Raw genomic sequence first — 15,836 nt, 5'->3', positions numbered from 1 at the left:
GCCTCGGTTTCACGTCAGCTAGATGCCCGCCCCGGCAGGCCCCAGGGGCGGGAACACCGCGTCGCGCAGCCGCGCGTTCGGAGCCTTCGGGGCGCCGAACGCGCGGCCGTCGATGGCGCGGCGCCGGGCGCAGGCGGGGTTCCGGCGACACGGGGTGCCGGGTTCCAGCCGGCGGCCTTGCCCGGCTCGGACTCTGGCGAGCGCGGACGGGAGCCACCGCGTGAGATGCCGCCGTACGACGGGTCGCGAAGACAGAGCATCCGGGCGTCCACGATGCGCTCGACCGATCCGCGTCGGCTCCGTAGACGGAGTTTCCGTGAATGGCGCCGCCGGCAACCGGTGCGGCGACCGCATCGTGGCCCGAACCGCGCACCCGGGTAATGCGGCGACGCGGCCCCGGCGGCCTCCCATTCCATGACGCCGGTTGCAAGCGGCGACGGACTGGAACAAAATGTGAACTGCCGCCCGGCGCGGCGACAGTCCTATCGGTCAGCGACATGTCACCTCCGAGTTCCGGTCGCACGCTGTTCTTCTTCGAGAAGCCCTCGGCGATGCGCCAGTTGCAGCGCTTCTTCCGCTCCCCGAGCACGGTCTGCGTGGCCGCGGAGGGACACCTGCTGTCGGCCGAGGAGCCGGGCAGCATCCGGCCCGAGTGGAAGCCCTGGCGCTTCGACGTCCTCCCGATCGTCCTCGCCACGATCCCGGTCGGCTACGGCACGAACCGGTCCGGCCAGTCGCACGGGCCGAAGATCGCCGCGATCCGGCAGGCGCTGAGCGGCGTGGACCGCGTGATCATCGCCACGGATCCCGGTCGCGAGGGCTCGATGATCGCCTGGGAAGTCCTCGAGCATCTCGGCTGGAACGGCCGGGTCGACCGGCTCAAGCTCGGCGCGCTCGACGAGGTCTCGATCCGGCGCGCCTTCGCGGCCCTGGCCAAGGACCCCGAGTCGGGCGAGCGCGACTACGCCGCCTACCTCGAAGCGCTGTGCCGGCAGTACGAGGACTATCATCTCGGCCTGAACGGCACGCGGGCAATCTCGCTGCGCCTGCGGCCGCCCGCCTTCCGGGAGCCCTGGCGCTTCGGCGGCGTGCAGACGCCCACCCTCGCCATCCTGGCCGACCTCGAGGAGCGGATCCGATCCTTCGTGCCGCAGGACTTCTTCAAGGTCGCGGTGCACTTGGCCACCGACGCGGGCGCGGAGATCACCCTGTGGCACGCCCCGAAGGAGCGGATCTTCGACGCGGCGATCGCCGAGACGGTCCGCACCGCCGCGGCGACGTGGTCGGGCCCCCTGGCGGTCGCGCACAAGGATGTCCGGCGCGCGCCGCCCCGGCTGTTCTCGAAGGACACCCTCGCGCGGCGCTGCGCCAAACGGTTCGGCTGGGACCCGCAGCACACGGCCGGCGTGGCTCAGGACCTCTACGATCAGGGTTACCTCAGCTACCCGCGCACGGAGTCCGAGCACCTGCCGGAGGGCCAGGCCGGCGATGCCGCCGCGATCGTCGCGGCCGTCACGACCGTCCTGACCGACCTGAGCGCGGTCGTTCCGCAGGACGCCGCGCCGCTGATCCGTCGCGGCCTCAGGGGCCACTACGTCGCGGATCCGGGCGAGCACCACGCCATCGTGCCCCTGCGCAAGGTGCCCGAGCGCGGCCGTCTCGGCGTCGATCAGTTCCGGTTGTGGGAACTCGTGGCGAAGGCCTATCTCGCCGCGCACCTTCCCGACGGTGTCGACGCGCGCACGAGCGTCACCGCGGATGTGGCGACACCGCTGGGCGTGAAGCGGTTCGCCGTCTCCGGCAGCGTCGTGCGCGCTCCGGGTTGGCGCGCGATCTACGGCAGCGAGGCCGAGGCCGAAGCGGATGCCGTGCCCGGCAAGGCCAAGCGCGAGGCGGAAGCCACCGCCACCCGCCTGCCGCTGGTGACCGACGGGGAGGGCGCCTCCGCCGCGACGGCGGACGTTGCCACCGCGATGACCGAGCCACCGCGGCGGATCACCCGAGGCGAATTGCCGGTGGTGATGGGCCGGCTGATCGACCAAGTGGACGATCCGGCCGCCAAGCGCGCCCTGGAGAACCCCGCCAACCCGAACGAGCCGAAGGGTCTCGGTACGGCCGCGACCCGCGACACGATCCTGCCCAAGCTCCTGAAGAGTCGCTACATCACGCTGTCCACGGGAAAGGATCCGGCCATCGAGGTCACCGAGGTCGGCCTGACCTTCATCCGCGCGGTGCGCGGCGTGTTCCCGGCCTACGGGGACCCGGTCGGGCGCGCCATGTTCGAGGCGGAACTCGCCGAGATCGGACGGGCGGCCACGCGTGCCGAGGCCGTCGCGCGCGCGAACGCCTTCCGGCAGCGCACCCGCGCGCGCCTCGACGACCTGATCGCCGCGATCGCGCAGGCGCCGGCGGTCAGCCTCGATCCGAGCCTGATCCCAGCCAGTCAGGGCGACCAGCGGCCGCCGACGCCGGCCATGATGGCGTTCGCGGTGAGCCTCTCCGAGCGGAAGGGCGTGACGCTGCCGCGCGGCTGCAAGAGCAGCATCAGCGTCTGCCGCGCGTTCCTCGACACCCATGCCGGACCGCGCGCCGCGCAGGAGGGCGACGCCGAACACCCCGGCGGTCGGCGGATCCCGAGCGCGGCGATGGTCGGCTACGCGCGCAGCCTCGCCCAGCAGCGCGGAATCCCGTGCCCTCCGGAAGCGGAGACGGATTTCGACGCGTGCCGACGCTTCCTCGACGCGCACGCCGCGCAGCCGCGGCAGGGGAGGGACGACGCGAGTTCCGGAGGGGCGAAGGCCAAGCGGCCCGCGGAGCGCGAGAAGCGGCGGGGCCGGGTGGCCCGGACGCCGCGACCGGCAGCGGCACGCCGCCGGGCCTGAAGCGCCCCGGCGCGAGGGACTGGCTTGCGGCGCTCGACCGCGACGGCGGCTTCGCCCCGTCTCGGTGCCCCGGCCGCCGAGTCCCGGGCGCGCCTCAGGCGGCCTCGGCGTCCTCGGAGCGCAGCCAGCGCGCGATCGCCGCGACCACGTGGGCCTGCTCGGCGGCGGTCAATTCCCGGCCGGTGGGGATCGCGTGCCACTTGGCCAGACAGCCCCGGCAGCAGGTCGCCGTCGCGTGCTGCGCCGTGAAGACGGGATGACCGCGAAAGGGCGTCTGCTTGCCGTCGTTCCTCGGCTCGGCGGGTGCGAGGCGTCGCCGAACGAAGTCCCGCGCGTGGTCCAGGACCGTCGGGAATCCCTTCTCCCGAAGGTAGACCCGATCGGCGGTCGCCAGCCGGAAGCGTCGACGGAGCGCGGATTGCGGGAGACGGTCGAACACCTCGTCGAGCGCTCGCATGCGCGCAGATCCCGGTCTACCGATCGCCGGTCGGGCCGGCCCGACTTCGGCCGCGAGCGGTATTCCATGTATCCATCAGACGCCATCGCCGTCGGGACCGCGGGCTGGAGCCTGCCCAGAGCCTACGCGCCGCGATTCCCAGAGGCGGGCAGCCATCTGGAGCGGTACGGACAGCGCTTTTCCGCGGTCGAGATCAACACCTCCTTCTATCGGCCCCACCGGGTGACGACCTACGCGAAATGGGCCGCGGCGGTGCCGGACGGGTTCCGCTTCGCCGTGAAGGTGCCGCGATCGGTCACGCACGAGCGGCGCCTCATCGGCGCGGACGAGCCCCTCGCGCGCTTCCTCGGGGAGGTCGCGGGCCTCGGGACGAAACTCGGGCCGCTGCTGCTCCAGCTCCCGCCGAGTCTGGCCTTCGACCTCCCCTCTGCGGCGACCTTCCTGACGGGATTCCGGCGGCACTTCCCGGGCGACATCGTCTGCGAACCGCGCCACGCCACGTGGTTCACCCAGGACGTCGATCGCCTGCTCGTCGGCCTCGCGATCGCCCGTGTCGCGGCCGACCCCGCGCCGGTCCGTGACGCCGCCGTCCCCGGCGGCTGGCCGAACCTCGTCTACTACCGGCTCCACGGCTCGCCACGGATGTACTACTCGGCGTACGAACCGCGCGTCCTGTCCCGGATCGAGGAGCGCCTCGGAGAGCACAGGGCCCTCGGCCGTCGCGCGTGGTGCATCTTCGACAACACCGCGGAGTTTGCGGCGATCGGTGATGCCCTCGCCATGCTCGCGCGCGTCGAGACCCGATTGGGATCCGATTCCTGCTGAGCCGCGGAGATCCGAGCGCGTGCGGGAAAGCCGCGCGGCGTTCGGGTGCCGAGGTGCCGGTTCAAGCCGATCGACCGACATAAGCGGCGAGATCGGGCTCGTCCGAGCGCCCGTCGAACAGCTTCGCGGTGGCGCGGCGAATGGCGGGCCAGCTCGCGACGTTCAGGGCCGTGTGGAGGAGGCGGATGCCGATCCGCGTGCGCGGGTTCATGAGTTTCGGCGCCAGTTTGGGGACATTCTGCGCCTTCTCGACATACGGGCGCATGACCCGTTCGTAAGCCGCGAAGGCCGCCGCGACCGTGTCCGTGCGCGCCAGCTCGCCGGCCAGCACGCAGGCGCCGGTGACCGCCAGGGTCGTGCCGATCCCCGCGAGCGGCGTCGCGCACCAGGCCGCGTCGCCGGTCAGCACGACGCGGCCGGACGACCAGCGCTTCATCCGCACCTGGCGCAGGACGTCGAGGTAGAAATCGTCCGTCCCGTCCAAACCCGCCACGACGCGCTCGGCCTGCCACCCGGCACCCTCGAAACGCGCCCGCAGGAAGGCCTTCTGCCGGGCGATATCCCAGTTCTGCTCGCCGCCGGGCGGCTGACGGAGCGTCAGCATCGCGCGCGTGGTGCCGTGCTGGTCCGGCCGCAGCGAGATGCTGCGCCCGCCCGTCGCGTTGAACCAGCGCCACATCCGGTCGTCGTCGGGGGTTCGGGGAATCGTGAAGTAGGCGATGGTCAGATCCATCCAGCGCGGCGCGTTCTCCCCGGGGAAGACGAGCTCGCGGGTCGATGAGCCCACGCCCTCCGCCACGATCACCGCCTCGTAGCGTTCCGTGTCGCCGCCCGCGAAGGTGACGGCGACCGCGTCCCCGTCCTCCGCGACGCGGGCCACGCGGTCGCCGAAGCGGTAGCGGGCCCGCTCCCGGGCCGGCTCGTAGAGAAGGCGGGCCAAGTCGCCGCGCAGGATCTCCATCTCGGCGGTCGGGCCGTCGCCCGCGGACCCGGCGACGTCGAATCGTGCGGCGACCCGCCCCTGATCGTCGATCCAGGCCGTCCCCTCCTCGCCGGTGCCGCTGTCGAGGGCCGCCCGCTCCAGGCCCATCCGGCGCAGCACCGCGCGGCCGACGCCGCGCACATCGATGTTCTGCCCGCCGTCCCGGAAGGCGGGCGCGCGCTCGACGACGGTCACGTCGAAGCCGCTGCGGCCGAGCCACCAAGCGGCGGTGTTGCCTGCGATGCTGGCGCCGGTGATCAGGATGCGACGCGCCATTCGGAAACGACCTCCGGGGGACCCAACACCCTCCGGCGGAACGGGTTGCCACCGCCGCGGCGGCGCGCGCCCGAGCCGCCACGGCGCCGATCCCCTCGACAGGTCCCGCCGCGCGCCCGACATCGGCGCCACGGACGCGCGCGGAACCTGGTCTGGCGGGCTCAGGGCTGACGTGAGACCGGCCGACGCGGGGAGCGCAGGGGATGACAGAGGATCACGGGAAATCCGTCGGCAATCCGGGGGCCGGCGCGCGGTCGGGAGACGCCGGTACGGAGACGCGCGGTCGGGCGTGCCGACGCCGGTGCCCCCGGTGGTGGCCGCGCGGGCCCGACGCGAGCCGGAGAGGCCTGACCATGCGAACACTGCTCGTCGGCGCGCTCGGCGCCTTCGTGATGACGGCGCCGACCTCGCCGCGCGCCGAACCGGTGCCGGCGCTCCTCCGGGACTGGAGCACGGCCAACGGCCTGTGCCGCGGCGGCTCCGGCGACGATCCGCGCACCCGGGCGGCCTGCGAACGGCGCGACGCCCTGGATCGCCGGCTCGCCGCCGCGGGCTGGTGCTACGGGCGCCCAGGCGACGTCGGCGCCCAGCGGACCTGGCAGCCCTGCGACGACGGCGCCGGACAGCCTGCACGGGCCGGGACGGAGACCCCGCAGGGCGCGGCGCGGCGCGCGCTGCTCGATGCCGCCCGGGGCCCCGCCGAGGCCGGGCGCGGACAGCCGGTGCAGTTCGTCGTGCACGCCCTCAACCGCGTCGGTCCCTGGGCCTTCCTGTTCGCGCGGATGCAGCGGCCCGACGGCCGCCCCCTCGCGCGCGCGGCGGACGATCTGGACTCGAACGACTACGCCGCGCTGCTGCGCCAGGACGGGAACGGCTGGCGGGTCGTCGATTTCGCCGTGGGACCGACCGACGTGGCCTGGGACGGCTGGGACCGGCGCTACGGGGCGCCGGCCTCCGTCTTCGCGGTTCGCTGAGGTTCGTCCATGCCGCCTGAACGGAGAGACGCCCGTGCGCCGACGCCTTCGGCTCTTCGCGTTCCGGCCGATCCGGGCCGCTGCTCCGGCGCCGGTGTCGGCTCCCGACAGGGCCCGCAAGGCCCGGGCATGATGGCTGCGCGGCGCTGGCTACGCGCGACGGCGCTCGCGCTGCTCCCGACGACCGCCCAGGCCGCCCTGCCGCCGTCCTGGCAGCGCGTGCGCGAAGTCCAGGCCGTCGCGGAGGCGGCCGCGCGGGTCTTGGGATCGCGCCCGATCGATGCGGTCGAGCGCGTCGACGAGGCGCGCTACCGCGTCCGGGCGGTTGAATGCCGGGTCATGGTCCGCCTCGTCGCCCGCTCCCGGACCCAGCCGGGACCGCAGGCCTTCGACGCGGTACCGGACGTGCCGGACTGTCCCTAGAGCCGTCACGGGCCTCGGACCTGCGCCGCGGCGTCGAGCGCCGCCGGGCACGCGGTCGGAGGCGCGCGGTGAGACCCGCGCGCCGACCGTAGCGGGGCGGCGACCGCGACACGGTCGGCCCCGGAGGGGTCTCGGAGAGGTCCCGGCCGCGCACCCGCGGCGCGGCGGGACCCCATCAGGCCGACCGGCCCGGCGCGCCGGCGTGCATCGCGCCGATCACGGCGAGCAGCCCGAGCAGAACCATCAGCACCGAGTAGTACTGCATCGGGATCCAGAACAGGGTGTGGCGCGGGCGCAGGATCACCGTCTGCCCCGTGCGCGGGTCGAGCAGCTCGCGGCCCGGCCGGCCGTTCAGCCGTGTGCCGAGCCACCAGTTGAAGCCCGCAGCCACGACCCACACGAGGATGACTCCCGTGGGCGTCGGGACGCCCAGGCGGGCGAGCGCCGGATCCAGCAGCACGCTGCCGATGAGGCCCGCCGCCGCGATCAGGGCCGTCAGCATTCCCCAGCCGGACCAGATGATCATTCCCGTACCTTCCCTGTGGTCGCGAGCGGTCCCGCCTCGCGGGCCGCGGCTCGTCCGGCAGGCGCCGGCGCGATGTTGCCGTGGGCGGCCCAGTCCCGTTCTCGCCCGTTCACCGGGACTGTCCGATGCCGAGACCGGTGTGGACCGGCATCCCGCTCTGGCCGGCGAACGCCATCCTGGCCGCGACAGCGGAGGCGCGGATCGGCGGTCGTCGGAGTGCGGGCGCGATCGAGCGTGCACGCACGGATAAGAGGGACGAGGATCGGGACTCGCGCGGTGAGCGTCCGGTCGCGGGCAGGCCCGTCCGCCACGGAGGCCTCGCTCGGTCCGCGCCGATCTTGCGTCTCGCCGCAACGGGGCCGCGCGCGGATCTGGTCGACGGTGCGGGTCATGTGATCGGCGGATCAACTCACGTCATGCAGTGTCGCACGCGACGCCTCGCACGGGCCGCCCCCCGCCGGCAAGTTGAGCTGTGACCCGCCGGCACGGTCACGGGAACGTCTGCTCGGCCATCGCCACGATCCCGACCGCAGGGCTCGCCTGGGCCTCAACGACCACCGCGTCGCTCCCGACCGGATCGGTCGACGACTGTGAGACTCGGTGCGCATCCATCGATATCCGATGATGCCGCCAATCTACTTGGAGCCCGATAATCCGAAAACGATCGCCGAGGTTGCGACCAGGAGCGGCGACCAGAAATGGACCAGGCCGAGGCCGCTCCAGACGGTGAACGTCTCCCGGCAACCCGTCGTGTTCATCGCACATCCCAGGGGGACGAAGTACATGAACCACACGAAGGTCGCGATGACGAGAAGGGTCCCGAGAACCAGCGCGGCGCCCCGCATCGACGACATCCTCGTGCCCCCACCTGTCGGCGCGCGCTCTGCATCGGCCCAGGGCCAGGATCTCATCCCACCCTGCCAGGACTGACGGCGTCTGTCGCGGTGTCGACGCGCGCGTTCGCGATTTTCGAGCGGGAGCTTCGACGGGGACCTCGCGCGATCCGCTCCGGCTCGGACCCCGAGGCGTAGGCCCGCGCTCGCGCCCGCGACCGGTCGGGGCCGGAAGAGCGGTGCGCGGCGGATCCGGCCTGTCCGCTCCCGGTGAGATGCCGCGGAGGCGGTGGCCGGAGGGAGAAGGGCTCAGCCCGGAGCGCTCGCGGGAGCCGGCAGGGCCTAGCGTTACCGCGGACCGCCGCCGCGACGCCGCGCGATCTCGTGCCCCGCGCTGTCGAGGGCACCCGACGGTGCGAGGCCGTCGTTGGGCACGGGCTGCATGCCATCGTGCGCGGTGCGCGTGGTCGGTCGCGCCAGTCCGTGATCGCCGGCGGCCTGCTTCAGCGCCAGCGCCCTGCGGGAGCTCGTGACCAGGCGACCGCGCGCCCGGGCGTTCCGCCTGCGCTCGCTCTCCTTGCTGGCGCGCTTCACCGCGGCCGCCAGCACCGCGGCCTTCCGGCGGGTCCCGGTGTTGTCCGCCGCGGCGCGCGCGCCGGACGGGGCGGCCTTGCCGCGCAGCTCGCGGCGCTGCCGGCGGGAGATATCCCGCGCGCGGTCGCGGCTTGCCCGAAGGCGCGCGACCAGCTCCGCCAAGCCGCCGTCGTCGGCCTCACCGAGCCTGGGATGATGGGAGCGCGCGACGAGATCGGCCTCGTCGACGCTCAGGAGACGGGCTTCGTGACGGCTGGATCGGGACATGGGCACTCCGGGTGACGCTCGAGGGGTGGCGATAGGGGAGGGGCGGGTGGTGCGCGGCGATCAGTCGGGCCCGCCGAGCGTCGGGGTCCGGCGCAGCGCCGTCTCGCGCAGGGACCGGTCGGCGTAGGTGCCCTGCACCGCCGCGCGACCGCCGTGGTCGAACAGGTCGAGCATCAGGGCGCTGTGGATGAAGCCGAGGTGGCTGAACGCCTGCGGGAAGTTCCCGAGGAACGCGCCGTCCGGCGCGACCTCCTCGGCGTAGAGGCCGACATCGTTCTGAAGGGCGCGCAGGGCGTTGAAGCGCAGCCGCGCCTCCGCGTCCCGGCCGAGCCAGAGCAGCGCGTCGACCAGCCAGAAGGCGCAGAGCAGGAACGTGCCCTCGTGGCCGGGCAGGCCGTCGTCGTTCCGGTAGCGGTAGACGAGGTGGCCGTGCCCGAGGCGCTCGATGACGACGTCCACGGTCCGGGCGAAAGCGGCCTCGTCGACCGGGAAGCCGACCATGGGCGCCATCAGCAGGGCGGCATCGACGTCGTCCCCGCCGAGGTATTGCGGGTAGTAGCCGTCCCGGTGGATCCCCGGGCCGTTCACGCAGGCGACGATGCGGTCGCGCTCCCGGCACCACGTCTCGCGCGGGCCGAACAGCCGGATCGCCCGGTCCAGGGCGACCCAGTTCATGATCGCCGCGTGGAGGTAGCGCTGCTCGGGCTTGCGCGGCTCCCAGAGGCCGGCGTCGGGCCGGTGCCAGTGCGCGGCGGAGATGTCGGCCAGCCGGGCACCGTGCCCGTGCATCGCCTCCGGGAGCGTGCCGCCCAGGCGTGTGTAGAGGTAGAGCAGGTCGAGCACCTGTCCGTACGCGTCCGCCTGATGCTGCTCGGCGGCCTCGTTGCCCGCCCGCACCGGCGCGCTGCCCCGCCAGCCCTCGAAATGCGCGATCGTGGCCTCGGCGAGATCGGCCTCGCCCGAGACGCTGTAGAGCGGTCGCAGCCGCCCCTTCGCCCGCGCGCAGAGTTCGGCCACGAACCCGAAGAAGGCCTCGGCCTCGCGCAGCATGCCGAACTTCTTCAGGACGTAGAAGGACAGGCACGCGTCGCGGATCCAGCAGAACCGGTAATCCCAGTTGCGGATCCCGCCGATCTCCTCCGGCAGCGAGGTCGTGGCCGCCGCCACCATCGCGCCCGTCGGCGCGTATGTCAGCGCCTTGAGCACGAGCGCCGACCGGATCAGCTCATCCGCCAGCGGCCCGGTATAGGCGGCGTCCCGCGTCCACAGCACCCAGGCGCTGCGCGTCCGCTCCATCAGGGCGCGCGCGTCCGGCGGCGTGTCCGGCAGAGCGTCGCCGTAGAGGCTGAAGCTCCGCGCCTGCCCGCCGTCCAGGATGAACCGCGCGGCGGCGCCGGCGCCGTCCCGCACGAGCTCGACATCCGCGACGAGGCCCGGGCATCCCGGTGCCGTCACCCGGCCGCCCGCGATCTGCGGCGGCGCGAAGGCCTCGGCGAAGCCCGCCAGCGGCCGGTAGGCGACCACCATCGGGACGCGGCCCGACACGCCGCTGACGTGCCGAACCAGCAGGGGCCGGTGCGGGCCGCCCTCCGGCCCGACCATGAAGTCGTGCAGGGTCACGAAGCCGTCCGGCGTGGTGAAGGTGGTCTCCAGGATGTTGCTGCGGCTCAGGTACTGCCGCGTCGTCTCGTAGCGACCCTCGGGGCGGATGGAGAATTGGCCGCCGCGTCGGCGGTCGAGCAGCCGGGAGAAGGCCGGGTCGGCGTCGAAGCGCTCCAGGCAGGCCCAGTCGATCGACCCGTCGCGGGCGACGAGCGCGCACCCCTCGCAGTTGCTGAGGAGAGCGTAGGCTTCGATCGGCTGATAGGGGCGCTCGCCCGATTCGGTCATGGAATCTCCTGAGGGTTGGGCTTCGACGCCCGGGCCGAGGGGGCGCGAGGGACGGTGTTCGGCCGGACACGCCAAGTCAGGCGCAGAGCCGGAAAGCCGGCTCCAGCAGCCCCCGCGCGCCCACGTCGATCAGGATGGTCCGGCCGTGCTCCGGATCCTCGGCGCGGTCCGCCGCGTCCATGCCCTCGTAGGCGGACGTGACCAGCAGGCGGTCGAGGTCGCGGCCCGCGAAGGTCGGACAGGTCGGCTGCCGCATCGGCACCGAGACGGTGCGGACCCGCTCGCCCGCGGGGCTGTAGGCGTCGAGGCAGCCGGCGCCGAAGCGCGCCGTCCAGATCAGGCCCTCGGCATCCACGGCGGCCCCGTCGATCGCGCCCGCGCCGCCGCGATGGTCGAAATGGATCGCGACCGGCCCCCGCGGCAGCCCGGTCCTCGGATCCAGCGGGACGCGGTGAAGCACGCCGACGTCGGTATCGACGAAGTAGCCGGTGGCGCCGTCCGGCGAGAAGCTGATGCCGTTGGGGATCGTCAGGCCACCGAAGAGGCGATGCACCTTCGTGCCGGCCACGTGATAGATCGAGCCGCGCCCTTTGGTGGCGTCGCGATCCATGGTGCCGATCCACAGCGCCCCGCTCGGATGGACGCGGCCGTCGTTGGAGCGGTTGTCGAGCAGATCCTCCTCGAGGGGGCAGAGCATCCGGATGTCCCCGTCCCGGATCGACCGGACGTAGAGGCCGTCCTCCGCCGAGAGCAGCTGGTGGGCGCCGTCGATCGCCGCGATGTCGCTGACCTGAACGGGCAGGACGTGGACCAGCGCCTTCTGGGCGCTGGCGATCGGTTTCTCGAACAGGCGCGCTTCCAGGATATCGACCCACCACGCCGTGCCGGTGCGCGGGTCGTAGCTCGGTCCTTCACCGAGGTGGCAGCGCACCTGGCTGAGGATGCGGATGTCGTGCGGAGGACGCAAATGATCGATCCCGTTCGTGCCAGTCGATAAGTGAGGCGGACCTGTCGCGGCGGCGTCAGCACTTGTCGCAGACGCTGCCGAGGACCGCGTCGAGGTCCTTCTGCCGCCGTGTCCGCTCGCGCGGGTCGTGCAGCGGCGCGGCCGCCGCGCCGGGCGGCACCGTCTGCCCCACCGACGAGCGGTACGGCGCGTTGATCGTGGTCTCGGGGCCGCCGCCCGTTCCCGTGAACGAGGCTGCCAGCGCCGCATTGATGCAGATGAACGGCGCGACCAGGCCGATGATCGCTCCGCGCGTCATTGTTGTTCCGACAGTCATGGCGAGCCTCCCGCTTCAATCTCCGCTTCGACTTTCCGGCGCTGTGAAACGCGGCCTTCCTCGGGGCGAGAACCGACGACCGACGGGAGATCCGCGAGCGACCACTCGGGCGTCGGCGTACGGTTGCGCCCGCGCAAGTCCGTGACCGCCCCCCCACCGAAGAGCAGCGACGCCGCTGCCATGTAATCGTCGTTTAATCCGCAGTCTCGGCAAAATCTCGAACCGTGACTTGGCACGTCATTTTACAGTGTGAAGGCAATGTAGGTAACGACGTACAATCGCGGGGTGCCCTCACGCACGCACCGGCGCGGATTAAACTCGCCGCGCCGTTCATCGATGGATGTTGGGAAGGATCAACCTTCGGTCAGACAAATCCTCGCGCGCGATCACGCTGCCCGAGATGCTGACCTCAGCGACCGGGACGGGCCGGCCGTCGACCGGCAAGCCGGCCCGGAGGACGCGCTGGCGGCGCACGCGACGGTTGCGGCGCGTGCGCCTTCGATGAAGGTCGGAGTGCACGCATGGCGCCCGTCACGCCCTGCCGGCCAGCTCCTCGGGCGGGGACACGAGCCCGGCGCCCACGGCGATCCAGACGAGGTGTGCATCGGTGCGAGCACCGAGCTTGGCGCGGATTCCGGACAGGTTGTTGTGCACGGTCTTCAGGCTCAGGCACAGTGCCTCGGCCACGGCCTGCGCGGTCATTCCCCCCGCGGTCAGGCTCAGGATCTCGACCTCCCGCGGGCTCAGCGCGTCGACGGCCGCGCGCCCGCCCGTGACGTCGTCCTGGGCGATCGCGTGGGCGATATCGGCGCTCATCGCCCGCTCGCCGCGCAGCACGGCCGCCACCGCCGCCAGCAACTCGCGCGGCGGGCTCGCCTTGCTGACGTAGCCGCACGCCCCCGCCGCGAAGGCTTGCCGCGCGACGACGGCCCCCGTGCGCATGCTGAAGACGAGGATGCGGGCCGCCCCGTCCCACTGGCGGATGTGCCGGATGGCCTCGATGCCGCTCGGTCCCGGAAGCGACAGGTCGAGGATCACGAGGTCCGGCCCGTGCGCCTTGTACTGGCGGTAGGCCTCCGCCGCGCTCGCCGCCTCTGCCGTCACGGCGAGTCCCGGCTGTCGCTCGATCAGGCGGCGATAGCCCTCGCGCACCACCGGATGGTCGTCGACGAGGAGGATGGACGTGGCCATGGCGCCTCAGCCCGCGGTCGGGACGGTCGCGCAGGCGCGGATCCCGCTGCCTGTGCCGGTCATCGTGAAGCTGCCGCCGAGGGCGGCGAGCCGCGCCCGGATGCCGACGAGCCCGCGGCCCGTCCCGGAGGCGGTGCGGGACACATCGCCCTTGCCGTCGTCGTCCAGCGTGAGCGTCACCGGCCGCGCCACGGTCTCCGCCCTGACGACCCGCAGGAAGATCCGGCTCGGCCTCCCGTGGCGGAGGGCGTTGGTCAGGAGTTCCTGCGCGATGCGGTAGAGACTCGCCGACACGGTCGCGGGTATGTCGGTGAGGTCGCCGGCCACGTCGAGATGGAGGGCCGGGCCGGACCTGAGTTGCGCCCGCCAATCCGCCACGAGGCCCCGCAGCGCGTCCTCCAGCCCAGTCTCGGCGAGGTCGGGCAGTTCGAGGCGCGCCAGCGCCCCGCGCAGGCTCTCCCGCATGGTGGCGATCACGGCCTCGATGCCGCGCGCGTCCGCGCGAAGATCCTCGCGATCGTCGGGCGCGGCGAGCTCGATCGCGGCCGCGCGCGCGCCCGCGGCGGCGAGGCACTGGCCAAAGGCATCGTGCAGGTCCCGCGCGAGCGCCTGCCGCTCCTCTTCCTGCACGGTGACGAGCCGTTGCATCAGCTCCGCGCGTGCCGCCTCGGCGCGGGCGAGCCGGTCGGCGAGGTCATCGCAGGCGCGGGCAATCCGATCGAACTCGGCGGCGGCGAAGCGCGGCAGCGGCGACCGGGTGCGGGCGGCGTCGAGGTTTCCCAGCCCGAGCACGATCTGCCCGGCGGGCGCGACGAGGCGCAGGACGGCGAGCCAGTTGAGAAGCAGTGTCGCCGCCGTCAGAGCGAGCGCGAGCCCGCCCGCGAGGCGCACCCGCTGCCAGACACGGGCCGCCGCGGCGGTCGGGTCGGGCCAGGCCGTGACGCTGCCGATCGCGCGCTCCCGATAGACGACGGCGCGGATCGTCGGCGCGGCCCCGGCGTCCGCCGCGAGCGCCGCCCGAAACCACCCGGGGGCGGCATCGAGGCCATCCCAGTCGCCGCAGACGCGCCGGGGTAGCTCGACGCCGAGCTGGATGTCGGCGCAGATCCCCGGCAGGATCGTGAGGATGGCCGGCGCGGGCTGCGGCGGCGCGGCGGGCATCGCGACCGGACCGGCGCTGCCGAGGCCCGGCTGACGCGCGAGCTGCGCGGCGATCCGATCCGCCGAGATCGCGGCCTCCCGGCGCAGGCTCGCGTGTGCCGCGAAGCCGGTCCAGGCGACCGCGCCGGCCAAGCACAGGGTGGCGACCACGAGGAGGCGTAAGCCGAGATGCGCGGGCAGGCTCATGGGGGCGAAACGGCCGGGCTCGAAGCGACGCGCCGATCTGGCACCGGGAACGTCCCGACGCGCAAGCTGGGCCGGGTCAACGCGGGAAGAATGCCCGGTCGCGGGCGGGAGGACATCCCTGGCCCGAGGCCGACCCGGTCCGCAGGATGGCAGCGTCCCGTCTCCCGCGGAGCCCGCCATGGCCCTTCGTCTCTCCCGCCGCGGCCTGCTCGCCGCCTCCGCCCTGCTGCCGCTCGGCCTGCGCGGCCCCGCCGCGGCCGCGCCCGGGCCCTATCGGGTCGGCACTCTCACCGTGACGCCCCTGCGCGACGGGCTGTTCCCGCTGGAGCCGCGCATGATGCCCGCGGTCGAGAGCCCGGCCGGGCGGGCCCTGCTGAAGGGTGCCGGTCTCGCCGCGGACGGTCCGTCGCCGGAGCCGGTCAACGCCTTCCTGATCCGGCGCGGCGCGCGCCACTGGCTGCTCGATGCGGGCTGCGGCACCGTCTTCGGGCCGGGCTTCGACCGGGTGACCGCCGCGCTGGCGGCGGAGGGCGTGCGGCCCGATCAGGTCGAGACCGTCTGGCTGAGCCACCTCCACGCCGACCACGTGGGCGGTCTCCTGACGACGGGCCGGCTGGCGCGGTTCGCGAATGCCGAGCTCGTGGTCCAGGAGCGGGAGGTCGCCTACTGGACGGATGCGGGGGCGCAGGCGTCCGCGCCCGCCGCCCTGCGCCCGATGTTCGAGACGGCGCAGGCCGTGCTCACCGCCTATCGCGATCGGATCCGCCGCGTCTCGGGCGAGGCGGAACTCGCCCCCGGCATCCGCGCGCTGCCGCTCCCCGGCCATACGCCGGGGCATATGGGCGTGCTGATCGCGGACGGCGCGGACCGGTTGCTGATCTGGGGCGACGTCGTCCACTCGCGGCTCCTGCAGATGCCGCACCCGGACTGGACCGTCATCTGGGACACTGATCCGGCGGAGGCGATCGCGACCCGCCGGCGCATCCTCGATCGCGCGGCGGCGGAAGGTCTGGTTGTGACCGGGATGCACCTTGCCGCCCGCGGGCGGATCGAGCGGACCGATGCGGGATACGCGCTGATCTAGAG

The 15,836-nt window shown here is 73.3% G+C and carries 16 protein-coding genes; 5 read left to right on the top strand and 11 right to left on the bottom strand.

Features of this window, described 5'->3' with window-relative positions; translation table 11 throughout:
• Positions 1-497: 497 nt before the first annotated feature.
• On the top strand, positions 498-2,882 hold the full coding sequence (locus LOK46_RS31355; protein WP_273564795.1) for a type IA DNA topoisomerase: 2,385 nt from the start codon (positions 498-500) through the stop codon (positions 2,880-2,882).
• A gap of 94 nt (positions 2,883-2,976) precedes the next feature.
• Here the strand turns inward: LOK46_RS31355 and LOK46_RS31350 are convergent, their stop codons facing one another.
• On the bottom strand, positions 2,977-3,339 hold the full coding sequence (locus LOK46_RS31350) for a DUF4186 domain-containing protein (RefSeq protein ID WP_273564794.1): 363 nt from the start codon (positions 3,337-3,339) through the stop codon (positions 2,977-2,979).
• Between the two features lie 66 nt (positions 3,340-3,405).
• On the opposite strand from LOK46_RS31350, the gene LOK46_RS31345 reads away from it, so the two are divergent.
• Positions 3,406-4,164 (top strand): DUF72 domain-containing protein, encoded by a 759-nt coding sequence (locus tag LOK46_RS31345; RefSeq protein WP_273564793.1) that lies wholly within the window; start codon positions 3,406-3,408, stop codon positions 4,162-4,164.
• 61 nt (positions 4,165-4,225) lie between these two features.
• Here the strand turns inward: LOK46_RS31345 and LOK46_RS31340 are convergent, their stop codons facing one another.
• Positions 4,226-5,422, bottom strand: a complete 1,197-nt coding sequence (locus tag LOK46_RS31340) for an FAD-dependent monooxygenase (RefSeq protein ID WP_273564792.1) — start codon at positions 5,420-5,422, stop codon at positions 4,226-4,228.
• A 353-nt stretch (positions 5,423-5,775) separates the two neighbouring features.
• Here LOK46_RS31340 and LOK46_RS31335 point away from each other — a divergent pair, with 353 nt between their 5' ends.
• Positions 5,776-6,396, top strand: coding sequence for a hypothetical protein (locus tag LOK46_RS31335; protein WP_273564791.1), 621 nt, complete (start codon positions 5,776-5,778; stop codon positions 6,394-6,396).
• Positions 6,397-6,525: 129 nt separating this feature from the next.
• Positions 6,526-6,819, top strand: a complete 294-nt coding sequence (locus LOK46_RS31330) for a hypothetical protein (RefSeq protein ID WP_273564790.1) — start codon at positions 6,526-6,528, stop codon at positions 6,817-6,819.
• 175 nt (positions 6,820-6,994) lie between these two features.
• Here the strand turns inward: LOK46_RS31330 and LOK46_RS31325 are convergent, their stop codons facing one another.
• The 9 genes from LOK46_RS31325 to LOK46_RS31285 all read right to left on the bottom strand — a co-directional run bounded on the left by LOK46_RS31325 (position 6,995) and on the right by LOK46_RS31285 (position 14,750).
• Positions 6,995-7,345, bottom strand: a complete 351-nt coding sequence (locus LOK46_RS31325; protein ID WP_273564789.1) for a hypothetical protein — start codon at positions 7,343-7,345, stop codon at positions 6,995-6,997.
• Between the two features lie 489 nt (positions 7,346-7,834).
• Entirely contained in the window at positions 7,835-7,957 is a 123-nt protein-coding gene (locus tag LOK46_RS31320; protein WP_273564788.1) for a hypothetical protein, read from the bottom strand.
• A 23-nt stretch (positions 7,958-7,980) separates the two neighbouring features.
• Positions 7,981-8,190, bottom strand: coding sequence for a hypothetical protein (locus LOK46_RS31315; RefSeq protein WP_273564787.1), 210 nt, complete (start codon positions 8,188-8,190; stop codon positions 7,981-7,983).
• A 336-nt stretch (positions 8,191-8,526) separates the two neighbouring features.
• Entirely contained in the window at positions 8,527-9,039 is a 513-nt protein-coding gene (locus LOK46_RS31310) for a hypothetical protein (protein WP_273564786.1), read from the bottom strand.
• A 60-nt stretch (positions 9,040-9,099) separates the two neighbouring features.
• Positions 9,100-10,929, bottom strand: a complete 1,830-nt coding sequence (locus LOK46_RS31305) for a glycoside hydrolase family 15 protein (protein WP_273564785.1) — start codon at positions 10,927-10,929, stop codon at positions 9,100-9,102.
• A gap of 76 nt (positions 10,930-11,005) precedes the next feature.
• Positions 11,006-11,896, bottom strand: coding sequence for an SMP-30/gluconolactonase/LRE family protein (locus LOK46_RS31300; RefSeq protein WP_273564784.1), 891 nt, complete (start codon positions 11,894-11,896; stop codon positions 11,006-11,008).
• A 55-nt stretch (positions 11,897-11,951) separates the two neighbouring features.
• Positions 11,952-12,194 (bottom strand): hypothetical protein, encoded by a 243-nt coding sequence (locus LOK46_RS31295; RefSeq protein WP_273564783.1) that lies wholly within the window; start codon positions 12,192-12,194, stop codon positions 11,952-11,954.
• A 549-nt stretch (positions 12,195-12,743) separates the two neighbouring features.
• A complete protein-coding gene (locus tag LOK46_RS31290) occupies positions 12,744-13,403 on the bottom strand; it encodes a response regulator transcription factor (RefSeq protein WP_273564782.1) in 660 nt (219 codons plus the stop codon).
• 6 nt (positions 13,404-13,409) lie between these two features.
• The gene (locus LOK46_RS31285; RefSeq protein WP_273564781.1) at positions 13,410-14,750 is read right to left on the bottom strand and encodes a sensor histidine kinase; all 1,341 of its coding nucleotides are present in this window, start codon (positions 14,748-14,750) and stop codon (positions 13,410-13,412) included.
• 178 nt (positions 14,751-14,928) lie between these two features.
• Between LOK46_RS31285 and LOK46_RS31280 the strand changes: the two genes are divergently transcribed.
• Positions 14,929-15,834 carry an MBL fold metallo-hydrolase gene (locus LOK46_RS31280; RefSeq protein ID WP_273564780.1) on the top strand — a complete coding sequence of 302 codons (906 nt, stop codon included), beginning with the start codon at positions 14,929-14,931 and terminating at the stop codon, positions 15,832-15,834.
• Positions 15,835-15,836: the final 2 nt, after the last annotated feature.

Origin of the sequence: Methylobacterium sp. NMS14P (genome assembly GCF_028583545.1) — a bacterium.
Taxonomy (GTDB): domain Bacteria; phylum Pseudomonadota; class Alphaproteobacteria; order Rhizobiales; family Beijerinckiaceae; genus Methylobacterium.
This window is presented reverse-complemented; position numbering and strand designations above follow the sequence as displayed.

Coding starts and splice junctions, on each gene's coding strand:
- LOK46_RS31355 (WP_273564795.1), top strand. CDS start 498: ATGTCACCTCCGAGTTCCGGTCGCACGCTGTTCTTCTTCGAGAAGCCC.
- LOK46_RS31350 (WP_273564794.1), bottom strand. CDS start 3,339: ATGCGAGCGCTCGACGAGGTGTTCGACCGTCTCCCGCAATCCGCGCTC.
- LOK46_RS31345 (WP_273564793.1), top strand. CDS start 3,406: ATGTATCCATCAGACGCCATCGCCGTCGGGACCGCGGGCTGGAGCCTG.
- LOK46_RS31340 (WP_273564792.1), bottom strand. CDS start 5,422: ATGGCGCGTCGCATCCTGATCACCGGCGCCAGCATCGCAGGCAACACC.
- LOK46_RS31335 (WP_273564791.1), top strand. CDS start 5,776: ATGCGAACACTGCTCGTCGGCGCGCTCGGCGCCTTCGTGATGACGGCG.
- LOK46_RS31330 (WP_273564790.1), top strand. CDS start 6,526: ATGATGGCTGCGCGGCGCTGGCTACGCGCGACGGCGCTCGCGCTGCTC.
- LOK46_RS31325 (WP_273564789.1), bottom strand. CDS start 7,345: ATGATCATCTGGTCCGGCTGGGGAATGCTGACGGCCCTGATCGCGGCG.
- LOK46_RS31320 (WP_273564788.1), bottom strand. CDS start 7,957: ATGGATGCGCACCGAGTCTCACAGTCGTCGACCGATCCGGTCGGGAGC.
- LOK46_RS31315 (WP_273564787.1), bottom strand. CDS start 8,190: ATGCGGGGCGCCGCGCTGGTTCTCGGGACCCTTCTCGTCATCGCGACC.
- LOK46_RS31310 (WP_273564786.1), bottom strand. CDS start 9,039: ATGTCCCGATCCAGCCGTCACGAAGCCCGTCTCCTGAGCGTCGACGAG.
- LOK46_RS31305 (WP_273564785.1), bottom strand. CDS start 10,929: ATGACCGAATCGGGCGAGCGCCCCTATCAGCCGATCGAAGCCTACGCT.
- LOK46_RS31295 (WP_273564783.1), bottom strand. CDS start 12,194: ATGACGCGCGGAGCGATCATCGGCCTGGTCGCGCCGTTCATCTGCATC.
- LOK46_RS31290 (WP_273564782.1), bottom strand. CDS start 13,403: ATGGCCACGTCCATCCTCCTCGTCGACGACCATCCGGTGGTGCGCGAG.
- LOK46_RS31285 (WP_273564781.1), bottom strand. CDS start 14,750: ATGAGCCTGCCCGCGCATCTCGGCTTACGCCTCCTCGTGGTCGCCACC.
- LOK46_RS31280 (WP_273564780.1), top strand. CDS start 14,929: ATGGCCCTTCGTCTCTCCCGCCGCGGCCTGCTCGCCGCCTCCGCCCTG.